At 62.7% G+C, this 23,481-nt stretch carries 21 protein-coding genes; 10 read left to right on the top strand and 11 right to left on the bottom strand.

Annotated elements, in window-relative coordinates; translation table 11 throughout:
• Positions 1–27: 27 nt before the first annotated feature.
• Positions 28–1,227, top strand: a complete 1,200-nt coding sequence (locus tag HMPREF2781_RS04460) for an FAD-binding oxidoreductase (protein ID WP_070644543.1) — start codon at positions 28–30, stop codon at positions 1,225–1,227.
• Between the two features lie 51 nt (positions 1,228–1,278).
• On the opposite strand, the gene HMPREF2781_RS04455 is transcribed toward HMPREF2781_RS04460, so the two are convergent.
• A complete protein-coding gene (locus tag HMPREF2781_RS04455) occupies positions 1,279–2,088 on the bottom strand; it encodes a carbon-nitrogen hydrolase family protein (RefSeq protein ID WP_070644542.1) in 810 nt (269 codons plus the stop codon).
• Between the two features lie 102 nt (positions 2,089–2,190).
• Here HMPREF2781_RS04455 and HMPREF2781_RS12390 point away from each other — a divergent pair, with 102 nt between their 5' ends.
• Together HMPREF2781_RS12390 and HMPREF2781_RS04450 are read left to right on the top strand one after the other, a co-directional pair.
• On the top strand, positions 2,191–2,451 hold the full coding sequence (locus HMPREF2781_RS12390; RefSeq protein ID WP_070448072.1) for a hypothetical protein: 261 nt from the start codon (positions 2,191–2,193) through the stop codon (positions 2,449–2,451).
• Positions 2,448–3,599, top strand: coding sequence for an alpha/beta hydrolase (locus HMPREF2781_RS04450; protein WP_070644541.1), 1,152 nt, complete (start codon positions 2,448–2,450; stop codon positions 3,597–3,599). The genes HMPREF2781_RS12390 and HMPREF2781_RS04450 overlap by 4 nt, the downstream gene beginning before the upstream one ends.
• On the opposite strand, the gene HMPREF2781_RS04445 is transcribed toward HMPREF2781_RS04450, so the two are convergent.
• The 5 genes from HMPREF2781_RS04445 to dnaK form a co-directional block, all read right to left on the bottom strand.
• Complete coding sequence (locus HMPREF2781_RS04445) at positions 3,596–5,116, bottom strand: acetaldehyde dehydrogenase ExaC (RefSeq protein WP_070644555.1); 1,521 nt, start codon at positions 5,114–5,116, stop codon at positions 3,596–3,598. The genes HMPREF2781_RS04450 and HMPREF2781_RS04445 overlap by 4 nt on opposite strands.
• A gap of 336 nt (positions 5,117–5,452) precedes the next feature.
• Complete coding sequence (locus HMPREF2781_RS04440; protein WP_070448076.1) at positions 5,453–5,875, bottom strand: heat shock protein transcriptional repressor HspR; 423 nt, start codon at positions 5,873–5,875, stop codon at positions 5,453–5,455.
• 12 nt (positions 5,876–5,887) lie between these two features.
• Positions 5,888–7,093 carry a molecular chaperone DnaJ gene (dnaJ, locus tag HMPREF2781_RS04435; protein WP_070644540.1) on the bottom strand — a complete coding sequence of 402 codons (1,206 nt, stop codon included), beginning with the start codon at positions 7,091–7,093 and terminating at the stop codon, positions 5,888–5,890.
• Between the two features lie 134 nt (positions 7,094–7,227).
• A complete protein-coding gene (gene grpE / locus HMPREF2781_RS04430) occupies positions 7,228–7,917 on the bottom strand; it encodes a nucleotide exchange factor GrpE (RefSeq protein WP_070644539.1) in 690 nt (229 codons plus the stop codon).
• 3 nt (positions 7,918–7,920) lie between these two features.
• A complete protein-coding gene (gene dnaK / locus HMPREF2781_RS04425) occupies positions 7,921–9,765 on the bottom strand; it encodes a molecular chaperone DnaK (RefSeq protein ID WP_070448082.1) in 1,845 nt (614 codons plus the stop codon).
• Positions 9,766–10,274: 509 nt separating this feature from the next.
• On the opposite strand from dnaK, the gene HMPREF2781_RS04420 reads away from it, so the two are divergent.
• Both HMPREF2781_RS04420 and HMPREF2781_RS04415 read left to right on the top strand, forming a co-directional pair.
• Positions 10,275–13,718: a bifunctional proline dehydrogenase/L-glutamate gamma-semialdehyde dehydrogenase gene (locus tag HMPREF2781_RS04420; protein ID WP_070644538.1), complete on the top strand. Its 3,444-nt coding sequence runs from the start codon at positions 10,275–10,277 to the stop codon at positions 13,716–13,718.
• Positions 13,719–13,753: 35 nt separating this feature from the next.
• Entirely contained in the window at positions 13,754–15,028 is a 1,275-nt protein-coding gene (locus HMPREF2781_RS04415; protein ID WP_210386000.1) for an AI-2E family transporter, read from the top strand.
• A gap of 123 nt (positions 15,029–15,151) precedes the next feature.
• Here the strand turns inward: HMPREF2781_RS04415 and HMPREF2781_RS04410 are convergent, their stop codons facing one another.
• Positions 15,152–15,730 (bottom strand): nucleosidase, encoded by a 579-nt coding sequence (locus tag HMPREF2781_RS04410; protein ID WP_070596977.1) that lies wholly within the window; start codon positions 15,728–15,730, stop codon positions 15,152–15,154.
• A 111-nt stretch (positions 15,731–15,841) separates the two neighbouring features.
• Between HMPREF2781_RS04410 and HMPREF2781_RS04405 the strand changes: the two genes are divergently transcribed.
• Both HMPREF2781_RS04405 and HMPREF2781_RS04400 read left to right on the top strand, forming a co-directional pair.
• Complete coding sequence (locus HMPREF2781_RS04405; RefSeq protein WP_070644537.1) at positions 15,842–16,330, top strand: LppP/LprE family lipoprotein; 489 nt, start codon at positions 15,842–15,844, stop codon at positions 16,328–16,330.
• Positions 16,331–16,381: 51 nt separating this feature from the next.
• Positions 16,382–16,996, top strand: coding sequence for an LppP/LprE family lipoprotein (locus HMPREF2781_RS04400; RefSeq protein ID WP_070644536.1), 615 nt, complete (start codon positions 16,382–16,384; stop codon positions 16,994–16,996).
• Here the strand turns inward: HMPREF2781_RS04400 and HMPREF2781_RS04395 are convergent.
• A complete protein-coding gene (locus tag HMPREF2781_RS04395; RefSeq protein WP_070644535.1) occupies positions 16,993–17,973 on the bottom strand; it encodes a hypothetical protein in 981 nt (326 codons plus the stop codon). The genes HMPREF2781_RS04400 and HMPREF2781_RS04395 overlap by 4 nt on opposite strands.
• 335 nt (positions 17,974–18,308) lie before the next feature.
• On the opposite strand from HMPREF2781_RS04395, the gene HMPREF2781_RS04390 reads away from it, so the two are divergent.
• Together HMPREF2781_RS04390 and HMPREF2781_RS04385 are read left to right on the top strand one after the other, a co-directional pair.
• Complete coding sequence (locus tag HMPREF2781_RS04390; protein ID WP_070644534.1) at positions 18,309–19,196, top strand: DUF3185 family protein; 888 nt, start codon at positions 18,309–18,311, stop codon at positions 19,194–19,196.
• 35 nt (positions 19,197–19,231) lie between these two features.
• Positions 19,232–19,855, top strand: coding sequence for a hypothetical protein (locus HMPREF2781_RS04385; protein WP_070644533.1), 624 nt, complete (start codon positions 19,232–19,234; stop codon positions 19,853–19,855).
• A 42-nt stretch (positions 19,856–19,897) separates the two neighbouring features.
• Here the strand turns inward: HMPREF2781_RS04385 and HMPREF2781_RS04380 are convergent, their stop codons facing one another.
• The 3 genes from HMPREF2781_RS04380 to HMPREF2781_RS04370 are packed head-to-tail and all read right to left on the bottom strand — an operon-like array spanning position 19,898 to position 22,871.
• Positions 19,898–21,193: a sulfate adenylyltransferase subunit 1 gene (locus HMPREF2781_RS04380; RefSeq protein ID WP_070644532.1), complete on the bottom strand. Its 1,296-nt coding sequence runs from the start codon at positions 21,191–21,193 to the stop codon at positions 19,898–19,900.
• Positions 21,193–22,089, bottom strand: a complete 897-nt coding sequence (gene cysD / locus HMPREF2781_RS04375) for a sulfate adenylyltransferase subunit CysD (RefSeq protein ID WP_070644531.1) — start codon at positions 22,087–22,089, stop codon at positions 21,193–21,195. The genes HMPREF2781_RS04380 and cysD overlap by 1 nt, the downstream gene beginning before the upstream one ends.
• On the bottom strand, positions 22,089–22,871 hold the full coding sequence (locus HMPREF2781_RS04370; RefSeq protein ID WP_070644530.1) for a phosphoadenylyl-sulfate reductase: 783 nt from the start codon (positions 22,869–22,871) through the stop codon (positions 22,089–22,091). The genes cysD and HMPREF2781_RS04370 overlap by 1 nt, the downstream gene beginning before the upstream one ends.
• Positions 22,872–23,033: 162 nt before the next feature.
• Here HMPREF2781_RS04370 and HMPREF2781_RS04365 point away from each other — a divergent pair, with 162 nt between their 5' ends.
• The gene (locus tag HMPREF2781_RS04365) at positions 23,034–23,450 is read left to right on the top strand and encodes a methylenetetrahydrofolate--tRNA-(uracil-5-)-methyltransferase (protein WP_070644529.1); all 417 of its coding nucleotides are present in this window, start codon (positions 23,034–23,036) and stop codon (positions 23,448–23,450) included.
• The last annotated feature ends 31 nt before the right edge of the window (positions 23,451–23,481 follow it).

Below are 23,481 nucleotides of genomic sequence, written 5' to 3'. Positions count from 1 at the left end.
TACCCCCAGGGGCTAGGATGGGCGGGCATGAGGGAACTGGGTGAGCACCTACGCAAGCACGCGGAAGACTATCGCGACGCAGTACACGGGCACTTTTTCGCCACCGTGGCCGAGTCCCGCCAGGTCTTTGCTCTGTCGATGAAAGACACGCACCCTTCCATGGCCCCGGCGCTGGCGTGGGTGCTGGAGAATGTAGAGGGCGATGAGGTACAGGGGGATGTGGCCCAGCGCCTGGTACGCATGGGCCGTGATCATCGCCGCCTCGGTTTCCCGCCTGAGGTCTATCCGAAATTTGAGGCATCACTTGTTCACGGGCTGGGGGTTCTGGGGCTCACGCCGTACCAGCATGACGTCGCCACGCGCACCATTTCCCAGGTGTGCTCCATCATGCGTACCGCCGCACAGGAGGCGGATGTCGCCGGTCTTCCTCCCGCTCATAGCGCCCAGGTGGTGGCGGTGGAAAAGCCCAACCGGAACACCGCTGTGGTCCGGTTGGAGTCCGGTATGGCGCTGGACTACCGCGCGGGCCAGCACGTGCCGGTGACCTCGCAGCTCACGCCGGGAACCTGGCGTCCGTTGACCCCGGCAGCGCCTGCTGGTGATTCCGGGCAACTGATATTCCACCTCGCGCTGGCCGGTGAGGCTTCCTCCATGCTGGCCAAGGCGCAGCCGGGTGATTGGTGGACGTTGGGCATGCCCGCCGGTGAGCCGCCGCAACTCGATTCCGGAACCACCCTCATTTCCTTCGGTACGGGATGGGCGGGTGCCCGGGCGCTGCTTCTCGACGCCCTAGAGAACACCCTCCCCTCCGGTCTCCAGGTCTATGCTGTAGCACCTTCGCCGGGCGAGCACTATGACACGGAATTTCAGGCTAACCTGCAGGCCTTGCTTCCGGAGCTGAAGCTGCGCCACATCGTGCGGGAGGGACAGGACCCGTGGTTGCTGGGGGCGCAGCCGGCTGCCCACGGGTTTAAGCCTGTGGTGGCCAAGGAGCCGATGGAACCGGTGCTCGCCGAAGGGACTGACCGCCGCTTTGTACTCATCGGTCCGGCCGACCGCGTGGAATTAGCGCGCGCGGCCTTGCTCGCGGGTGGCGTCGCGGAAAAGGCTATCACCATGGATAGCTGGCAGCGTGGCCACGAGTGGGCGGCCTCCGCCGCGGAGCTCGACGGCTGGGGCGATGACTGGGAAGCCTGGGCGGCGTGGAAGAAATCCCAGTGGGCCTAGGCGCGCTGAGCGCCTAGGCGTACAAACGGAGCTTAGGCGTGCAATCGGGGCTTAGGCGTCTAGGACGGGGAGGGATTCGCGGACCTTCGCCACGGAGTCTGGCTCCACCTCGCCGTAGAGGATTTCCGGCTCATAGCTGGCTTCGGCAAGACGTGTGCCATCCGGCGCCACGAGAACGGAGTGCCCAATGCCGGTGGGCCCGGAAGTCTGCCCCGCCTTAGCCTTACCACCGGGGCGCGCTTGCCCTGCGGCCAAAATATAGGTCGTGGAATCAAGCGCGCGCGCCGCGCTGAGTAGGCGCCATTGCTCCAGCTTGCCCGGGCCATCTGCCCAGCTGGTGGGCACGACGATGAGCTGAGCACCCTGGCGGGCGAGCTCCTTGAATTGTTCAGGGAAGCGGATGTCATAGCAGGTGGCGACACCCACGGTGAGGTCACCGGCATCGAAGGCAACGAGTGACTCGCCCGGCCGGACGGTATCGGATTCCTTGTACTTGAAAGCATCGTAAGTGTGGATTTTTTCGTAGCCGCCGAGAACACCAGGCCCGGCGATGAGCGCAACGTTGGCCACACGATTAATGGTCTTCTCCCCACGCTGGACGGTATCCGCTGGGGCAAACATTCCCAGCACCACATACACGCCGAGTTCTTCTGCCAGCGCGCGCACGGCAGTGGCGGTGGGGCCATCAAGCCCTTCTGCGTGTGTGTCGAGGCGCCCGGAGTCGAAGCTCTGGGTGGTAGCTTCCGGCAGGACGATGAGCTGCGCGCCGTTGGCCGCGGCTTCCCGGATCTTGTCGAGCGCTACTACGAGGTTCTCCTCGACGTTTCCGGTACTGGTCAATTGAACTGCTGCTACCTTCATGCGGCCCACGGTAGACGAGCCCGGACTAGTTATCCACAGATTTCGTGGATTCGCGGTTGCTGCTCTTTACGGCGATTGGACAGTTAGCGCACTCTCGATGCTATGAACCACCTCGACATCGACCATGCTGCCCTTCAGCAGATCCGTTCCCTCTTCGGCCACGTCTCGCCCGCCGCCACGCCTTCTTTGAAAGAGCCTCCCCGTACGGCTCGCGCGCTAGCTCTTCTCGGCGCGCGGTGGGAGGAGGTGCGAAGAGCCAGCGAAGGAGATCGACGGGCGCGCCTAGGAGAGCTGGAGCGCTTCGTGGGTGTGACCCAGAGTCTTGATTCTGAGCTTTCCTTACGACTGGAGGGAAGCGAATGAGCGCGGCGGAAGAACTACGTGCGGAGGCTGACTGGATGGTAAATTCTGCTTCTGAACTCGAACTTTATGTCACTGACTCACACCATCGTTGGGCAGGCCTAGCGCTATCCGGAGCTGCTGCCGATGCCGCACGGCACGCATTGCAGCGCGCCACCGACACGCTATTAGAACCCGCGCAACAGATGCGCCTGGCCGCGCAGATCCTGAGCCTCTATGCGCCCCTACAGGAGAGAATTGAACAGCTGCGCGCACGCGCCCTGCAGCTCGCCGCGATCCCTGCATTTGCCGAGCCCGCCAGCGTGGCGCTTGGGCAGTTAGATGCGTTGGCCGACGTCCTCGATTGGGCCTGCGCCCGCCAATTAAACGCCTTATGCACCCCGGAGATGGCCCAGCCACCGAGCCGCTTGGAGGATTTCAGCGACCTGACTCTCACTGAGCTGCACCAGGTCCAGCTGACCATGGCTAGCGAGGAGGTTCGTTCCCTGGCCGCGGCTAACCCGGATATCACCGTGCTGGAGGCCGGCCCCGGGCGGTTGGTGGCACTCGTGGACCCCGAAGGCATCGGGACCCACGCCGCCCAGGTAAGCACCTTTGTGGGTGGGGTAGGTTCTTCCGAGACAGCGAGCTGGCCCACCGCCGTGGAGCGCGCCCGCGCCATCGCGCGCGCCACCAATGGGCCCACGGTGGCGTGGATTGGTTATTCCGCCCCGGCCTCGCTGCCCCGCGCTGCACACGAAGACCCGGCGCGCCGCGGGGCTGCTGAGCTGGGCCGCTTCCAGCGCGCTTTGCGGCAGCGCTTTCCGCACGCGCAGCATATCCTCCTGGGCTACTCCTATGGCTCTGTGGTGGTGGGCAAGGCGGCGCAGCAGGACTATGTTGCGGATGACATCGTGCTCGTCGGCAGCCCGGGCGCTTCCGTGGCTAGTGCCTCGCAGCTGCACGGCCGGGTGTGGAGCGCGCGGAATACCGAGGACCCCATCGCGATTGCCACCGGACCGCGCGGCGGAATCCACGGCCCTGATCCCTCCTCCCCTGCTTTTGGCGCCGCCCCTCTGCCCGACGCGAACGGCCTGCCGGGGGATCATGGTTCCTATTGGAAAGACCTCGCATTTCTGCGGGGTCTGGGCATCATCGCGCAACGCTTTTAGAAGAGACCAGCCTGCTCCTCGGAGTAGGACACCAGCATGTTCTTCGTCTCCTGGTAGTGAGCGAGCATCATGAGGTGGTTCTCGCGGCCGATGCCGGACTCCTTGTATCCGCCGAAGGCGCTGTGCGCGGGGTACACGTGATAGTGGTTGACCCACACGCGGCCGGCCTGGATTTCGCGCCCGGCGCGGTAACAGATGTTCTGGTGGCGCGACCACACGCCGGCACCCAGGCCGAAGTTGGTGTCGTTAGCAATCTGGATGGCTTCCTCGAAGTCCTTGAACGTGGCCACGGAGAGCACCGGGCCGAAGATTTCCTCGCGGAAGATGCGCATGTCATTGGTGCCACGGAAGACGGTCGGCTCAATGTAGTAGCCGTTCTCTAGGCCCTCCACCTTGTTCACATGGCCACCGATGAGGGTCTCCGCACCTTCCTTCGGGCCGATCTCGAGGTATTCGATGATCTTGTCCATCTGCTCCCGGGAAGCCTGCGCGCCCATCATCGTTTCGGTGTCGAGCGGGTGGCCGATCTTGATCTTCTTCACGCGCTCCATGGCCAGCTCTAGGAACTTGTCCGCGATGTCCTCGTGGATGAGAGCGCGCGATGGGCAGGTGCAGACCTCACCCTGGTTGAGCGCGAACATGACGAAGCCTTCGACGCACTTCTCCAGGTAGGCATCGTCCTTGTCCATGATGTCCGCGAAGAAGATGGACGGCGACTTGCCGCCGAGCTCCAGCGTGACAGGAATGACCTTGTCTGCAGCGGCCTTGTTGATAATCTTGCCCACCGGGGTGGAGCCAGTGAAGGCAATCTTGGCAATGCGATCCGAGGTAGACAGAGCCACGCCCGCTTCCTCACCGACACCGTTGACGATGTTGAGCACGCCCTTCGGCAGGAGGTCCTCAATAATTTCAATGAGCAGCAGGATGGAGGCCGGTGTTTGCTCAGCCGGCTTCATCACAATGGTGTTGCCCGCGGCCAGCGCTGGGGCAATCTTCCACGCCGCCATGAGCAGCGGGAAGTTCCACGGGATGATCTGCCCCACCACACCCAGCGGCTCGTGGAAATGGTACGCCACGGTGTCCTGGTCAATCTGGGACAGGCGGCCCTCCTGAGCACGAATCGCGCCGGCGAAGTAGCGGAAGTGATCGACGGCCAGCGGGATATCAGCAGCGAGGGTCTCACGCACGGCCTTGCCGTTCTCCCAGGTTTCCGCGACGGCGATCTTTTCCAGGTTCTCCTCGATGCGATCCGCAATGCGGTGCAACAGGAGCGCACGCTCGGCCGGGGTGCTCTTACCGAAGGTTTCGAAGGCCTTCTCTGCGGCGTCGATGGCCAGATTAATGTCTGCTTCCTTGCCGCGTGCGACCTGGCAGAAAACCTCTCCGGTAACCGGGGTGATGTTGTCCATGTACTCACCATCAACCGGTGGTACCCACTCGCCGCCGATGTAGTTGTCATAGCGCTCACGGAAGTTCACGATGGCATCAGGGGTTCCTGGGTTCGCATACAAAGTCATGGTCATCGCACCTTTCTTGTCGTCTTATAGGTCTCCGTCAGGCCTTCACCTAAGGTGTCTCAGACACATTCACCTAGGAATGTGATAGGTCGCACAACGTTGAGTGCGAGTGTAGTGTTAAGTTTTGCAAAACTCACGTTTTCGAAAGCTATCCTCCCCAGGAAAGTTGCTACCCAAACTGCCCTCGTTGCCAAAGTTTCACGGTCCAGAGCAATTTTGAACAAGAACTTTGGCAACAAGGGCACGTGTTAAGCAACGAGCGCAGAGTTTCCGGCTGAGCGGGCTGTAGATGGGCCCAAAACGGAAGAACCCCCTCCGCGAAGGAGGGGGAAACTTCTAGCTGTCGCGGCGTCGATTACGTCGCGGCGTCCACATCACCACGGAGGTCGAACGCGGCACATGGACCAGCTCACCGCGCGATGGGCGGGCCTGGCTGCGCAGGCGCTCAACTTCTGCCTGCAGTTCATCGCGCTCGGCGGCGAGGCGGTCACGCTCCGCAGTCAGCTCGATGATGGATTTAATACCGGCCAGATTCACGCCATCGTCCTGCGAGAGCGCCTGAATCTTCCGCAAGAGCTCAATGTCGCTTTCGGAATAACGGCGCCCGCCCCCGGAGGTGCGGGCTGGGGAAACCAGCCCCATCCGGTCATACGTGCGCAGGGTTTGAGCATGCATGCCGGACAGTTCTGCAGCCACGGAGATGACATACATCGCCTTGGGCTGCGCCGCATCACTTCGGCTTGTTCTGTCCTTGCTCATCTCACACCTCCTTTAGCGCGCTACCGTATTACCGGCCCAACCGGCACGCGGATCGAAGCCGGATTCCTTCTCCGCTTGCGCGTAGCTGCGCAGCGCCGAGGAGGCCGCCGCATCCAACGTGGAGGGCACGGTGACCTGCACGGTCACCATGAGGTCACCGGCCTTGCCCCCGCGCTTGGCCACGCCGCGGCCCTTCACGCGCAACGTGCGGCCATCGGGTGTGCCCGCCGGCACCTTCACGCGCACGGGCGAATCGAGGGTCGGCACCGTAATGGTGTCTCCCAAAGCCAGCTCCGCAAAGGACACCGGGACGGTGACGTGCAGATCATCGCCTTCCCTGGTGAATACCTTGTCAGGCTTTACCGTGACCGCCACAAAGAGGTCACCGGAAGGCGTGCCGTTCGGACCAGCTTCACCCTGACCAGCGAGGCGCACCTTCTGGCCATCAATCACTCCAGCGGGGATACGCACCGTAATCGAGCGGGTGCGATGCACCGTTCCGGAACCGGAGCAATCCGGGCACGGGTCCTCGGCCCGCTGGCCAGTGCCATCGCAGTCAGCGCACGGCGCCGAGAAGCCGAAGGTACCGCGCTGCTCAGAGGTAAAACCGGTGCCGTCGCACGTCGAGCACGTCGTCAGCTTTCCGCTCTTCGAGCCGGAACCGTGGCACGTGGTGCAGGGAGCTTCGCCACTGAGCTGCAAGGGAATGGTGGTTCCCTTCGCTGCCTCGCGGAAGTCGAGGGTTATTTGCGTTTCGACGTCGGCCCCCCGCGACGGCCGAGCTGTGTGGCCAGCACCACCGCCGCGGTTGAAAACGCTACCGAAGATATCCCCAAGACCGCCGCCTTGAGACGCTCCTCGAGCGGATCCTCCGAAGATGTCGGAGAGGTCGAATTCTTGCGCACCCGGTCCACCCATGTGCGTGGATCGAAACCCGCCGGGAAACCCGGCGCCTCCTCTCCGTCCAAAGCCACCGCCGCGCATCATGGCCTTGAACTCGTCATAGTCCTTGCGGGTAGCTTTATCAGAGAGCACATCATAGGCCTCCGCCACCTGCTTGAATTTTTCCGCCGCCGCGGGGTTATCCGGGTTGGCGTCGGGGTGGTTCTGGCGGGCCAGCTTGCGATAAGCCTGCTTAATCTCTTCGGCGGTTGCGGACGAGGAGACCCCCAGATCCGCGTAATAATCCTTGTCTGCCCATTCTGGCTTAGCGTTCACTGGGCATCTCCTCCTTTCAGGAGAGTCGATAAACGGTTAGGTTTTAAGATTTTTTGCTAAGTAAAAATGCTAATTAAGTAGTGAAAAGAAGAGTGGCGCCAAGGAACACTGAGCCCTGACGCCACCTGCGATACCTATTCTGCGCTATCCGAGCTATCCGGACTATCAGCGGTATCGGCTGACTCGGCAGGGTCGGCGATAATCACCATGGCGGTGCGCACGACGCGCTCGCCCACCGTGTAGCCACGGCGCAAGACCGTGCCGATGACCTGCTCGTCACCAGTCGAGAGGTCCTGGACTGCTTCGTGCACCTCGGGGTCGAAGGCATCGCCCTCGGCGCCGAAGGGGGTCAGCTGGTTAGTAGTCAGCACGCCCGTGAGCTTGTCCGCAATGGCCTTGAGCGGCCCCTCGTTGAGGTCTCCGTGTTGGCGTGCGAGCTCCAGGTCATCAAGGATAGGCAGGAAATCTGCCAGGACCTTGGCCTTGGTGGTCTCGATCACGGCCTGACGGTCACGCTCAGTGCGACGGCGGTAGTTGGTGTACTCCGCGTTGAGACGCTGCAGATCCTCGGTGCGCTCAGCCAGCTGAGCCTCCAGGGAGTTCTCAGCGCTGGCGTCCTCATCAGCGATGTCGTGAGCGGCATCCTCAACCGCAGCCTCTGCCTCAGCGGTGCCCGCGGTGGCAGCATCAGCCTGTGCCTCAGCAGCCTCATCCACGGCGCCGTCGGCCGAAGCAGCCTCTGCGGCGGCAGCCTCCGCAGCCTCAGCGGAGGTTGCCTCGGGGTCGGTGTTGGCCGGGTTGCCCGGGTCCTGAGGGGAGGTCATGGTTTACTTCTCCTTGTTCTCGTCGTCCTCGTCGACAACCTCGGCGTCGACGACGTTGGGGTCACCAGCGGTCTCGCCAGCAGCGGCACCCTCGGCGCCTGCCTCCGCAGCCTGGGCCTCGTACAGAGCCTTGCCCAGCTCCTGGGACTCGGTGCCAAGCTTCTCGACGGCCGACTTAATTGCCTCAATGTCATCGCCCTTCAGCGCCTCATCGACGGCATCGGCGGCCTCAGTCACGCGGGTCTTGAGGTCCTCCGGCAGCTTGTCGGAGTTCTCGTCCATGAACTTGCGGGTCTGGTAGGAGGTGGATTCCGCCTGGTTGCGGGTCTCCTGCTCCTCGCGGCGCTTCTTGTCCTCTTCGGCGTGTGCCTCGGCGTCCTTGACCATGCGGTCGATCTCCTCCTGGGAGAGGCCGGAACCATCCTGAATCTTGATGGTGTTTTCCTTGCCGGTGGCCTTGTCCTTAGCGGAGACGGAGACGATGCCGTTGGCGTCGATGTCGAAGGTGACCTCAATCTGCGGTACACCGCGCGGTGCCGGAGCAATGCCACCGAGCTCGAAGGAACCGAGCAGCTTGTTGGCGGAAGCCATCTCGCGCTCGCCCTGGTAGACCTGAATCTGCACGGAAGGCTGGTTGTCATCAGCCGTGGTGAAGGTCTCCGACTTCTTGGTCGGGATGGTGGTGTTGCGCTCGATGAGCTTGGTCATCACGCCACCCTTGGTCTCGATGCCGAGGGAGAGCGGGGTGACGTCGAGAAGCAGCACGTCCTTGACCTCACCGCGCAGCACACCTGCCTGCAGAGCAGCGCCGACTGCCACGACCTCATCCGGGTTAACGCCCTTGTTCGGGTCCTTGCCGGTCATTTCCTTGACCAGGTCGGACACGGCCGGCATACGGGTGGAACCACCGACGAGCACCACGTGGTCAACCTCGGACAGGGACAGGCCAGCATCCTTGATGACCTGGTTGAACGGGGTCTTGGTGCGGTCCAGCAGGTCCTGGGTGATCTTCTGGAACTCGGTGCGAGACAGGGTCTCATCCAGGAAGAGCGGGTTCTTCTCAGAGTCCACCGTGATGTACGGCAGGTTGATGTTGGCGGACTGGGAGGAGGACAGCTCAATCTTGGCCTTCTCAGCAGCCTCACGCAGACGCTGGACAGCGCGCTTATCCTTGGTCAGGTCAACGCCCTGGGAAGCCTTGAACTTATCTACGAGCCAGTCGACGATGCGCTGATCCCAGTCATCGCCACCCAACGCGTTATCACCAGCGGTAGCCATAACCTCGACCACGCCGTCACCGATCTCCAGCAGGGAGACGTCGAAGGTACCACCACCCAGGTCGAAGACCAGGATGGTCTGCTCCTGCTCACCCTTCTCCAGACCGTAAGCAAGCGCGGCGGCAGTCGGCTCGTTCACGATGCGCAGGACGTTGAGGCCTGCAATCTGGCCGGCCTCCTTGGTGGCCTGACGCTGGGAGTCCTCGAAGTAAGCCGGGACGGTAATAACGGCGTCGGTAACGTCCTCACCCAGGTAAGCCTCGGCGTCGCGCTTCAGCTTCATGAGCGTGCGGGCCGAAATCTCCTGCGGGGTGTACTTCTTGTCATCGATATCGATGGTCCAGTCGGTGCCGATGTGGCGCTTGACGGAGCGGATGGTGCGGTCAACATTGGTGACCGCCTGGTTCTTCGCGGACTGGCCGACGAGGATTTCGCCGTTCTTAGCGAAAGCCACGACGGACGGGGTGGTGCGAGAGCCCTCGGAGTTAGCGATAACGGTGGCTTCGCCACCTTCCAGTACGGATACGACCGAGTTGGTGGTACCGAGGTCAATTCCTACTGCGCGTCCCATGATCTTTTCTCCTTGCTTGGTTGGGTTTGTTCTTAAGTTGATAATGCGCGACTCAACTTCTGCCGCGTCCAGTCAGCGACTCTAACAGAAGCAACACTCAAAGTCATCCAAACCTGAGCGTTGGTCACTCAACCTACACAACGGAACCAATGGCAAAGTTGTTCCCATCTGACTCAACTTTCTTTTTCGCCCCTCCATTTCCCCAGCTCAACAGCACCCCACCAACCGGAAATGTCATGCAACTCACAGCTCTCAGGAAACGGGGCTAGCCAAACGTGACATAGCCGCCCCCGTTCTGGAATGAGTGATAAGGATTTCATATACTGTCCGCACATTCGACGCGACACATCCTTCAGACCCTCACCGTCGCGCTTGAAGTACCCAGTGAAAAAAGGGACACGGATTCGATGATTTCTCCTGTGCTGCGCACCCGTCGTGCTGGTGACCGCCCGCCGGTCCACCCGGCTTAGCCACCTGTCCTATCCACCACCAACACAGAAGGAATCCCCATGACAAACGCTCACACCCCCGTGCCCGAATCCACCGACATCGACGCCGCGCTGATCGACGCCGCCGCGGCCCAAGCCCACTCCTGGCTCGCCTCTACCGCCGACGAGCAGGACCCGGCCACAGAACAACTCGCAGACTTATTGCGCAACCCGGACGGAGTAGCCTTCACCATGGACTTCGTCGACCGCGTCATGCGCCCCGAAGATGACAAGGTAGCCGCCCACGCACTGAAGTCCGTCACCACCACCTATGACGCCTCCTTCCTCGGCCTCATCAACGGTTCCCTCGTAGGCCTGGGTGGGTTCTTCGGGCCCATCCTGCCCAACCTGGTCATGCCGCTGGCACGCATGCGCATGCGCCAGATGGTGGGCCACCTGGTCCTCGACGCCGAGAGCGATGCCCTGAACAAGACCCTGGACAAGGCTGCCGAGTCCGGCGAGCAGCTCAACCTCAACCTCCTCGGTGAGGCCGTACTGGGCGACGACGAGGCGCGCTCCCGCGCCGAGCGCACCCTCAAGCTCATCAAGAACCCGCGCGTGACCTACGTCTCCGTCAAGGCCTCCTCCATGGTGGCCCAGCTCAACCCGTGGGATATCGAGGGCTCCCTGGTCCGCCTCAAGGAGCGCCTGCGCCCGCTCTATGAGGCCGCCGCGCGCCGCCCCGATAAAGTCTTCATCAACCTCGACATGGAGGAATACCACGACCTCCACCTCACGGTGCGCCTGTTCACCGAGCTGCTCAGCGAGCCGGAGTTCACCAACCTCGAGGCCGGCATCGTCTTGCAGGCCTACCTGCCGGATACCTTCGACGCCCTGGCCCACCTCGCCGAGTTCGCCAAACAGCGCGTGGCCGAGGGCGGCTCCCACATCAAGATTCGCATCGTCAAAGGCGCGAACCTGTCCATGGAGCACGTCCAGGGTGAAATCCACGGCTGGCCGGCAGCGCCCTATGCCACCAAGGATGAGGTGGACGCCAACTACTACCGCCTGCTCGATTACATCCTGCGCCCCGAGTTCGCCGACTGCGTGCGCATCGGCGTGGCCACACACAACCTCTACACCGCGGCCTTTGCCTACAAGCTGGGCACCAAGCGCGGCGTTATGCGCATGATGGATTCCGAGATGCTCCAGGGCATGTCCCCGGCCCAGCAGACCGCGGTACGCAAGGCCTTCGAGGGCCGCCAAATCCTCTACACCCCGGTGGTGCACATGGAGGACTTCGATGTCGCGGTCTCCTACCTGGTGCGCCGTTTGGAGGAGAACTCTGCACCGCAAAACTTCCTCTACGCTCTCTTCGCCCCGGAGGAGCAGGCGCTGAAGGACCAAGAGGAGGTCTTCCGCGAGGCCGTCGAGCAGCGCTGGGATACCTTCGCCGGCCCGCGCCGCACCCAGAACCGCTTGGAGGAGGCCGAGCAGGCAGCCGGCCGCCAGGCACCGCGCACCGGGCGCTTCGCTAACGAGCCGGACACCGACCCAGCTCTGGAAGCCAACCGCGAGTGGGCGCTTAAGGCTCTGGCCACCGACCCGGGTGAGCACGGGGTGGAGGAAGTGACGGAGACTGGGGTCGTCGACAAGCACGTGGCCCGCGCCGCCGAGCTCGGTGCCGAGTGGGGTGCGCGCCCTGCCGAGGACCGCGCCCGCGCGCTCGAGGCCGTGGCCGATGAGCTGGCCAACCGCCGCGGCGAGTTCATCTCCGTCGCCGCCTACGAGGCCAACAAGACCGTCACGCAGACTGACCCGGAAATCTCCGAGGCCATCGACTTCTGCACCTACTATGCCCAGTCCGCACGCCTGCTGGAGAGCTACGCCGCCGAGTTCACGCCCTACCGCGTGACCGTGGTGACCCCGCCGTGGAACTTCCCGGTGGCCATCCCCACCGGCGGCATTGCGGCGGCTCTCGCTGCGGGTTCCGCCGTCATCATCAAGCCCGCGCCGCAGGTCGTGCACTGCGCGAAGCTCGTCGTGGAAGCCTTCCGCGCCGGCCTCGAGGCACAGGGCCTCGACCCGGATCTGGTCCAGCTCGTCTTCACCGACGAGGGCGACGCCGGCCGCGCGCTGATCTCCCACGCCGACGTCGACGCCGTCATCCTCACCGGTGCCTCCGATACCGGCAAGCTCTTCCGCTCCTGGAAGCCGGAGCTCAACATCATGGCGGAGACCTCCGGCAAGAACGCGCTCATCATCACCCCGTCCGCGGACCCGGACCTGGCCATCCAGGACCTCTACCTCTCCGCCTTCGGCCACTCTGGACAGAAGTGCTCGGCGTCCTCCCTGGTTATCTTCGTCGGTGCGGCCGGCGAGTCGCAGCGCCTGCGCTCCCAGCTTGTCGACGCCGTCAAGACCCTCATCCCTGGCCCCGGCTACGAAATCACCACAACGATGAACGGTCTCGCCGAAGCCCCCAGCGAGAAGCTGCTGCGCGGCCTGACCCAGCTGGAGCCGGGTGAAAAGTGGCTGGTGAAGCCGGAGAAGCTCAACGAGGAAGGCACCCTGTGGTCGCCGGGTATCCGCGATAACGTGCGCCCCGGTTCCTGGTTCCACGTCAACGAGTGCTTCGGCCCAGTGCTCGGCATCATGCATGCGGAGACCCTGGAGGAGGCCATCGAGTGGCAGAACTCCACCGGTTATGGCCTGACCGGCGGCATCCACACGCTGGATAATGAGGAGATCGACTACTGGCTCGAGCGCGTCGAAGTGGGCAACGCCTACGTCAACCGCGGCATTACCGGCGCGATTGTGCAGCGGCAGTCCTTCGGCGGCTGGAAGCAGTCCGTCATGGGCCCGGGCGCCAAGGCCGGTGGCCCGAACTACGTGGCCCAGTTCGGCACCTGGTCCGAGGGGCCGCTGCGCCCCTTCGACGTGGATATCTCCCAGCCGGTGGCGGCCCAGCTGCGTGCCTTCGGCGAGCTGGGCTTCTCGGAGGAGGATACCGCTTGGCTGTGGCGCGCAGCAGAGCTCGACGAGTTGGCTTGGCAGCAGGAGTTTGGCCGCCAGCACGACCGCGCAGGTCTGGTCAGCGAGGCCAACGTCTTCCGCTACTGCCCAGTGCTCACGCCGCTGCAGGTACGCATTGGTTCCGATGCCGAGCTTCGCGACGTCTCCCGTCTCGCCCTCGCCGCCACCCGCACCGACTCCCCGGTGCGCTTCAGCGCCGCCCCGGAAAAGGCCGCGGAGCTGCGTGGTCTGGGCTTTAAGGTTGACAGCGTGTCTGTGGATGCCTTCGCCCGGGAGGTCGCTCGTCTAGAGTCCGGCCGCGTGCGTGCAGTGGGCTCTGTCGAGCCGGGCGTCTTTGAGGCGGCGGTGGAATCCAACTCCGTGGTCTTGGATCAGCCAGTGCTGGCTGATGGCCGCCGCGAGCTTCTGCCCTTCCTCCTCGAGCAGGCAGTCTCGGTAACGATGCACCGCTTCGGCATCATCCGCCAGGTAAGCAGCATCCGCGCATAGTTCGTTTTCTGCGCTCATATGAGAAGATGGAGCGCATGACAAACAACAATGATGACGGTGCCCGCTCGGGCACGTCCTCCACGGCCTCTGACGCGGCGGCTTCTGCCGCCGCGGAGCCCATTAATGAAGAAGCTACCCTCCCGGTGTCGAAGACCGATGACAAGTCTCGCGTCCTCGGGCGCGATGCCATCTCCTTGGCCAAGGTGTGCTTGATCTTCATCATCGTGGTGGCGGGCGTCGGCCTGGCCGGCTACCTGCTGAAGTTCATCTGGGTGGGCCTGCTGCCGGTCATCCTGGCCATTTTGGTGTGCACGGTGCTCTTCCCCGTGACCAACTGGTTGCGCGCGCACAAATTCCCCCGCGCGCTGGCCTCCATCACCACGCTGCTGGGCTTTTTGGCCATCATCGGCGGCGTCTTCGCGGCGATGGCCCCGGTCGTCTCCTCTCAGGGCGCGTCCTTGGTCAATCAGGCTGAAGGCGGCTTGAACAAGCTCGTCGATATGGCCAAGGACCTACCTTTCGATATTGATGCCGCGAAAGTCCAGGAAGTCCTCGATGACGCCATGACCTTCATCAAGGGCCAAGCTTCCAACATCGCCACCGGGGTGATTTCCGGTGTATCGATGGCCAGCTCCATCGCCATGGCGCTCGCCATCATGCTCTTCGTAGCCTTCTTCATCCTCAAGGACGGCGATAAATTCCTGCCGTGGCTGCGCACCTACACCGGCTACTCCGCCGGCTGGCACGCCACCGAGCTGCTGACTCGCGTGTGGAACACGTTATCTGGCTTCATTCAGGCGCAAGCAGCCGTCGCGGCCGTCGACGGCATCCTCATCGGCCTCGGCCTCTGGGTTCTCCAGGTACCGCTGGCCCTTGTCATCGGCGTAGTTACGTTCTTCGCCAGCTTCATCCCGGTCATTGGCGCTGTCACTGCGGGCGCTTTGGCCGTCATCATCGCGCTGGTCTCCGATGGGCTGACGAAGGCCTTGCTCGCCTTGGCTCTCATCATCATCGTCCAGCAGGTGGAGGGCAACGTCCTCCAGCCGATGCTGCAATCCAAGGCCATGGGCCTGCACGCCGCCATGGTGCTGCTCTCCGTTACTGTCGGCTCCGCCTTGGCCGGCATCATCGGCGCCTTCCTGGCTGTGCCGGTGGCTGCCACCATTGCCGTGGTCTTCCGCTACCACCAGGAGATGGCCAGCCTACGCGCCGGCGAGATCAGCACCGACGACATCAAAATTGCCACATCAGAGGGTCATGAGGACGTCATGGAGCTCTACGAGAACCTAGAGGCCAGCGGCGCCCGCTAGCCACACAACCGGTGCATGGCTCTAGCCCTGGCCGTGCAACTGCCCTAGTTGCCAAACTTCTCCCCCACCACCCGCGGCGGGAGCGATGGTTTTGGCGACTAGGGCACTTTCCGTATGGAGGGCCTAGTCCGCGGACACCGTGCCGAAGGCGGCGGCCAGTTCCTCCGCCGCGCGGTCGAGCACCGAGGCCCACGAGCCATAGGATTCCTCATTAGCGGTGTCCGAAACCTGCTTGAGCAGCGTGCACGGCACGCCGAACTTTCGACACACCGCGGCGATGGCGTAGCCCTCCATATCGCACAACGCAGAGTCCTGGGCAAGGCGCGTGCGGGTCGGGGTATCCGAAATAAAGGCGTCACCCGTGGCAAGCGTTGCGGTCGGCAGTTTACCGGAGGTTTCAAGCTCGATCACCTCGGGAAGGAGATAGCGGGAAACATCGCTGAGCACCTCTAGGTGGAAGTCGTGCTTGCGCACGTGGGAGACCTCGAAGACGCCTGAAAGATCGTCGCGAAGCGCGCCCGCAGTACCGATGTTGATAACCCGCTCCGGCAGTTGCTGTGCCGAGGCCAGCACCGTAGTCAGCTCGATGGCGGCGGGAACCGTACCAATACCGGTGATGAGCAGCGGCGCTCCTTCGGGAACGTGTGTGGCTTCAGCATCCACGGCGGCGACGAACAGTGTACGACCAGACAGATTCTCCATGCCTGCGAGACTACCCGCTGTCTCGAGGAATGCTCTCCACAACTCTGTTCTGAGCGGAGCGGCCGCTTGTAGGGTTCGGAACCACACCGAGACCTCAGAAAGGAGAACACCATGTTCACACCACGAGTTTTCGCCGGAGCGGCACTCCTGTGCATGCCGCTCATCGCCTGCGCCATCCCTGAAGAAGCCCAGGCCAGCCCCGTAGTCTGCGAGGCCGGCAACCCCCAGGCGGCTTTCGATGACAACGTTGCCCACGTTCCTCAATGGCATGGCCACGAGTGGGCGCTGGTTGATTCTTCCCACTTCGATCCTTGCGCGGCCTTAAGCTGGCAGACCATCTCCATCAAGGGAGCCACGGCCTCCTCGCCGCACCACATCATGCTCTTCCACTATGGCGAGTACCTCGGCACCGCCACTGCTGAGCCTTATGGTTTCTTCCCCGACGTCGAGCAGGTCAATCACAACGAGATTTCCGTGACCTACCACTGGCCACAAGATGGCGACGCCAATGCCGCACCGACGGGTACGTCAAAGGCCAACTTCCGCTGGGATGAAGCCCAGAACAAAGTCATCATGAGCGGCGACGTTCCGCCTAGCTAAGATAAACCGTGCGCCTCAAGATGAGGCGCACATTCTATGGAAGGAACACCCATGCTCCGGTCTGCTTCTGCCTTCGTGGGCGCTGCACTCATGTGCCTCCCCCTCGCCGCCTGTTCCCAGGACGAGCAGGGCGAGGTGGACACCCCAATGTTTAGCGCGGTCCGCAACAGCCCAACGAGCGTTGCTGCCGCAAGCCCCACGGAAGAGGCCGCAAGCCCGGAGCCAACGAGCAACCAGGCACCTGCCCCGAAGACCGAAGAACCAGAGTCCTGCGAGGATATTGACGCTGAAGAGGCCTATCAATCAGGCATTGGCACCATCGCACCGTGGAATGGCTTCGGTTGGGGGCGGCCTTCTTCCTCAGAGTTTGAACCCTGCGCGGATTTGAGCTGGCTAATCATCGCCATCGAGGGTGCTACGGCCTCCTCGCCGCACCACATCATGCTCTTCCACAAGGGTGAATACCTCGGCACCGCGACTGCCGAGCCTTATGGCTTCTTCCCCACCATCGAGCGCGTGAACGACGCCGAGATCGCCGTAACCTACCACTGGCCGCGCGAGGGCGAAACCACCGCCGGGCGCACCGGCGAGACGCACGCAGGCTTCCGCTGGGACGAAGGCCAGCAAAAGGTGATCATGAGCGGTGACGTCCCGCCGCACAGCTAGAAGCGCAACGTCCGGTTCTTCTGCCGCAGGCGAATCGTGATGTTCTTTTGAGCTGCTCCTAGCGCGATGATGGCGCCATTAAGCACTCGTGCCACGGCCAAATCCATCTCGCTGGGAGCATCGGCAGACACGGTTACTGTCGGTAGCCACGCATCGTCTGGGTCTGGGGAACCGAGGTGGATGAGACGCTCGCGCTCCACATCAATCCAGTAACCTTCGACGGCCATAAAACGGTCCTGCCCACCGTCAAAAGAATCGCGGCGCCAGCCATCCTCTGCCACACGGAATACGTAGGGACAGTAACCGCACCGCGAGGGAACAATGTAGCGAGTCTGCGGACTAACCCGCCAATGCCCGCGTGCGGAGCTCCACACCTGTCGGTAGGTGTCCGCCAAGCTCATTCCTAATCGCAGCCGTTGCTGCCGATCTTCCTCTAAACCTGCTCCTTCGATGCGGGTCTCTAGTTCACCCACCCGCGAAGCGTCCGCCACATACATGCCCAGCCAGGCCTCTTCGGCATCCGTATAAGGCCCAGTGATGTCTTTATGAAAAGACTCCGGGACGGCGCGGTACGCATCCTGCGGCAAGCGCTGACGCGCGGCAAAGGCCCATAAACGCGGGTGCCCCATGCGAAACAGCGTTACAGTCTCCCGCGGCAGAAGATCATGCACCTGCTGCCGGGTGAGGTAGTCACCCGCGCTGATACGGCGTAGGACCTGCTTGGCTAAGTCAGCCTCTACCTGATGTTCCATCAGGGGAGCAACCTCCAGGTCAGGAAGCTGTCCAAGGAGAATGAGATCGATGATGTCACCAAGGTCGAAGACATTAGCGAGCTCCTGCGCAGCATTGCAATCAAAAGCTTCAATGACGTCATACCCCAGTGCGCCTCCCAGTCGCCGCAGCAGATCCGGCGACACACTCACACGGTTGCGCGTGGCTTGCAATTCCGCCGCGTTGAGTTTGCGGTCAAGAGACATCGATGCGTCCTTTCTCCCCCCCTGCCAGAGGGACCATGGTGGGGTCAAGCATGGGATTAAGCCAAACACAGCACCCAAAGCCGATGCCCCACAGAAAATCCTGCGCCTCGCACAAGCATTCCTTTCGTGTCAGAACAGCTCCGCGCAAAGCAGCCAGTGTCAACCATAGCTACAAATAATGTAACCCCTGTGGATTAAGCATGACATGTGTCTCCCCCACGGAGCAGTATCAACCAAGCGATTCCGGTAAACGAACGGATATAGTGTGGCATGGTTTCGGCGTCGACGCCTATTCCATTTCTCCCGCAATCTCGTCCGTAAAAGGAGCGCACCGCGTGACCAATAACAACTGGGGTACTCCCCCAAATGCCCCTGCATCATCCACCTCGACAAAGCGCAACGCTGTCATCGCCGCCGCAATTCTTGGCGTTATCGCGCTGGCTGCGGGCATCACGTGGGCGATTGCCTCGCCAGGAAACTCCGATACAGCATCCAACTCAGCTACTGCTTCTTTCACTCCGGAAACAACTCCGGAGACTGCGGCCGATCAGGCTACAGAGAGCACCACCCCGACCACCAAAAAGAATTACACGTTCGTCGACGACCCCGAATACACCCGAGAACAAAAATGTGGCGAAATGGCTGACGCTTTCCGGGACAAGATTGATAACCCAATGACCGTCTTCTGCGACGATGACTGGCTGCTCCTCGCCCAAGAAAACAGCTCGCTGTATTACCTCCATTCCTGGGCAGGCAACTCATGGATCCCGCACGAGGCCGACGGCGAATTTTCAGACTCACACATGGACTGCTATGACCGAAAGGAATTGATTGAGGATGGCCTTCCAGAGCAATATGTCGATGACGTTCCCCTCTGCTCCTCTGAAGAGTTGGCCGCAGCTGACCAAGAGAAAGAGCTAAAACCAGGCTACTTGGGCGACCTCTGTGACGGAAGCTACATCCTCATTGTTGACAGTGTGCTTGTGCCCTACGGCGAACTCAGAACACCGTACGTCGACCAGGCACTCGCCCAGCATCCTGGTGCTAAGTCGATGCCGGGACTGGCCTGCAATTCCTTGCGCTCTGAAGTCGATGGTAAGGAGGTCTTTGCCATTTACTACGACGCCGGCCACAGCGTGGATGAGGTCTGTAAACTCAAGGCGCGGTACGGTGGCAACGCCCGTTCGCTCAATAACGATGCAGACTTCAGCGACCCCTGCTAGGGCAACAACTTAGTTTGGAAAGGATTTTTCGCCTCGTGGCACACTACAACCTCTATAGCTCCCTCAACCTTGACCCTTCCGCTGATTCTGCGACTTTGGCCTCGGAGATCGAACGCCGCCTTTCCGCGACGGACCCGTCCAACGCCGCGCTTTACGACGAACTCTCCACCGCCCACAGCATCTTCTCCCGTCAGGACCGCCGCGAGCAGTATGACCGAGCACTCGCGGATCCCTTCGGCCCCGAGGTGGACGTCGCCCGCATCCGCGAGATCGCCAACTCCGGATCGGGCGTGCAGCTCATGCCGCAGCCTTCGAGCGCCCAGGCTTCCGGCTCCTCCAGCTTCAACGTTGATTTCTCCTTCCCCGTGGAGCCCTCCCGTCAGCGTGCCCAGTCGATTCAGTGGTGCATCGTGTGGGGTCTGCTGGCCTTCATGTGGATCATTTCCACCATTCGCGGCCTCGGCGCCCTCGCGGAGGTCGGCAACGCCAGCAGTATCGAGCTTCTGTACGGCGCTGATGACTACGTCGACGAGGCTAGCTCCGCCGGCGCCTTCTTCTTTATGGTCGCCGGCGGCACCCCGGTCTACCTGATGATTGCGGAGTTCATCTGGTCCCTGCGCAAGACCTTGGGCCTCAAGCAGGCCGAAAAGACCGCCTAAAACGCCGAAACCCGCGGCCATAAAGCCGCGGGTTAAGGGGGACTAGCGCAGGCGCTGGCCTACAAAGCCGGCGGCAAGGGTGTTGCCGCTGGACTGATCAATGAGCAAGAAATTGCCCACCGCGCCGCGAGCGGCGTAGTCCTCCACGGGAAGCTCCGCCTGGGTTTGGATGGTGATGAACGCAATGTCATTGAGGGCTGCTGATTCCGGTGCCTCAACATCGGCCACGCCATCGAGGTCGAGGATGCGCTCCACCGACGCCACGCGGGCCTTGACCAGCGCGGCACCATACCGCAGCTTCACCATCTGTCCCGCGCGCAGCTCCTTGTCCGTGAGGACCACCGCGGTGGCGGCGAATTCGCGCACCTCCTCCGGGCGCTGCGTGCCGGCGATGAGGTCGCCGCGAGCCAAATCGATGTCATCGGCCAGCCGCAGAACCACGGAGTCGCCGGCGCGCGCCGCCTCGTCTTCAGCAAGCGAGCCATCGGTGGTGTCAATCGCGGTGACGGTCGAGGTGCGCCCGCCCGGGAGCGTTACCTCATCCCCCACCGCCACGTGCCCGGCCTTCACGCGGCCGGCATAGCCACGGTAGTCAGAGGCATGCTCGCGGATGACGTACTGGATGGGGAAACGCAGGTCCAGGTCATCGGCGCGGCCGGTGGCCACGGGGACGGCCTCTAGCGTTTCGAGGACCGTCGGCCCCTCATACCAGTCCATGGTGGTGGAGCGCTCCACCACGTTATCGCCCTTCAGCGCGGAAATCGGGATGGCCACCGAATCGGTGATACCCAAGCGCGCGGCGAGTTCGGAGAACTCAGTCTCAATCGCGCGGAAGGTGGCCTCGTCATAGTCCACCAGGTCGATCTTGTTCACGCCCAGAATCACGTGGCGCACGCCCAAGAGTGCTGCCACGTTGAGGTGGCGGCGGGTTTGCTCGACGACGCCATTGCGGGCGTCGACAAGCAGCACCACCACCTGGGAGGTGGACATGCCGGTGACCGTGTTGCGCGTGTACTGCACGTGGCCCGGGGTATCGGCGAGAATGAAGGTGCGCTTCTCGGTGGCGAAGTAGCGGTAGGCCACGTCGATGGTGATGCCCTGCTCGCGCTCGGCACGCAGGCCGTCCACCAGCAAAGAGAGATCCATGCCGTCAAAACCGCGGTCGGCGGAGGAACGCTCCATGGACTCCACCTGGTCCGCGAGCACGGACTTGGTGTCATAAAGCAGACGGCCCACGAAGGTGGACTTGCCGTCATCGACGGATCCGGCGGTGCACAGACGCAGAGTATCGCGTTGTTTGAGGGCGCCGACATTCGGCGCAAGGGTGGTGGTCGTCATCAGAAGTAGCCTTCCTTCTTGCGGTCCTCCATGGCGGACTCGGACAATTTGTCATCGGCGCGGGTGGCTCCGCGCTCGGACAGGGTGGAAATAGAGATTTCCGCGAGCACTTCATCCGGCGAGGCGGCGGTGGATTCCACGGCACCGGTGCAGGACATATCCCCCACGGTGCGGTAGCGCACGGTGCGGGTCTCTAGCGGTTCATCCTCGCGCGGTCCGCCCCACTCGCCTGGTGTCAGCCACATGCCGTTGCGGTTAAACACCTCGCGCCGGTGCGAATAATAGATGGAGGGAAGCTGCAGGTTGCGCGCGCCGATGTATTCCCAAATATCGGACTCAGTCCAGTTGGAAATGGGGAAGACGCGGACGTTTTCGCCGGCCATCTTGCCGCCGTTGTACAGGTCCCACAGCTCCGGGCGCTGGCGGCGCGGGTCCCAGCCACCGAAGGAATCGCGGATGGAAAAGATGCGCTCTTTGGCGCGGGCGCGTTCTTCGTCGCGGCGCGCACCACCCAGGACGGCGTCATAGCCGCGCTCAGCGATGGTCTCCACCAGCGGCACGGACTGCAGCGGGTTGCGGGTACCGTCGGGGCGCTCCTGGATGTCGCCGCGGTCGATCCAGTCTTGGACCAGCGCCACGTGCAGGCGGGCGCCGGTCTCGGCGACGAGCTGATCGCGGAAGTCAATGACCTCCGGGAAGTTGTGGCCGGTATCCACGTGGATGAGCTCGAAGGGCACTGTGGCCGGCGCAAAGGCGCGGCGGGCGAGCTCGAAGACGACGACGGAGTCTTTGCCGCCGGAAAAGAGCAGGCCTACCTTGTCGAATTGCCCGGCGACTTCGCGCAGGATGTGGAGGGATTCGTTCTCTAAATCTTTAAGGTGTGGTGAAAGAGTCATTATTCGTGTAACCCGCATTCTGTCTTGCCGTCAGCGAAAATACGCCCGGAGCGTGCATCCTCGCCCTCGCCTACCGGGAAGGTCAACGGCGCGCAGCCGATGGAACGGTAGCCCTGCAGGGTGAGGGGGTGAATGATGAGATCGTGTTCCTTGATGTAGGCGTCGGTGTTATCGAGGTCCCAGGTAATAATCGGAGAAATCTTCAGCCGTCCCGTGAGGTCCAGGCTCAGCGCCGGGGCGGTGGCGCGGTGCTCGGAATCGGCGCGGCGCAGGCCGGTGACCCACCCGACGTAGGGGTCCATGGCCATGTTGAGCGGCTCCACCTTGCGCATGCGGTTATAGGCCGCAACGTCGCGCGCATAGAGGCGCGGGCCATAAATCTTGTCCTGTTCCTCTGGGCTCAACAGTGGGCGCACGGTCACCAGCGGCAGGTCCGCATAGCGCTTGGCGACGTCCCCCGCTACCTCGAGCGTCTCCGGAAAGTGCCAGCCGGTGTCGATGAAGAGCAGATCGGCGTCTAAGTGGGCGCGGTGCGCAAGCTCGGCTAACACGGTGTTTTCCATGGACATCGTGACGGCGAGCCGGCCCGGCGCGTATTCGGCGGCCCACGCGGTAATCGTTTCGGCGGAGGCATCGTGGAGCTTATCGGCCCACTTGTCGACGAGTTCCTGGTTGCGCTGGGCCACGGCAGGCTCGAGCGGCGCGGTGTCGCGGGTGCCTTCGGGGCTAATGCTGGGGTCGCGGTAGTCGCCGCGGTCCAGCAGGTTAATCGGTTCGGTCATGACTCCTCACATTAAAGGCAGCTGTGCTTGTGTGCAGCCCCACTAAGGGGCGCGAGGGCTGTGAGCTTGGGTAGTAGGGAGAATAAAAATTAGCCAGAATGAACCGAGCGGACTAGATTTACAGACTAGACAGTCTATTTTCACCGAACTGAAGGGGTTCTTATGCAGCGTGTAGCCATCGTCGGGGACGGCCCCGCCGCGCTCTCCACCGCCGAGCGACTCATCGGGGCCGGGCTGTGCGTGGACCTGTACTGCCAGCGCCCTGCGCCCTTCGGTTTGCTGCGACGCTTCGCTGGGCTCTCCGGCGCAGAATCTATCGCCGCGCCATGCCCGAAGGGGACCACGCCGCGCCTGCGGCTTATCGGCAACGTGCGCGTGGGTAATGGCCCGGACGCGGACATCAACCATTCGGATCTCAACCAGCTTTCCGCCTCCGGCGACCGCCACTTGGTTTTACTGGAACTCATGGCCCGCGGCGTGGCCATCACGACATGGGAGGGCCTCTGCCACCCCACCCCCGACGTAGAAGATTGGGCCACCGTCACGGAACAGGCCCAGCGCGCACCGGTGTGCTTCTAGCGCGCGAGCGCGCGAGCTAGGCGCTCGCGCA

It is taken from the genome of Corynebacterium sp. HMSC062A03 (genome assembly GCF_001811145.1).
In the GTDB taxonomy this organism is placed as follows: Bacteria; Actinomycetota; Actinomycetes; order Mycobacteriales; family Mycobacteriaceae; genus Corynebacterium; species Corynebacterium aurimucosum.
This window is presented reverse-complemented; position numbering and strand designations above follow the sequence as displayed.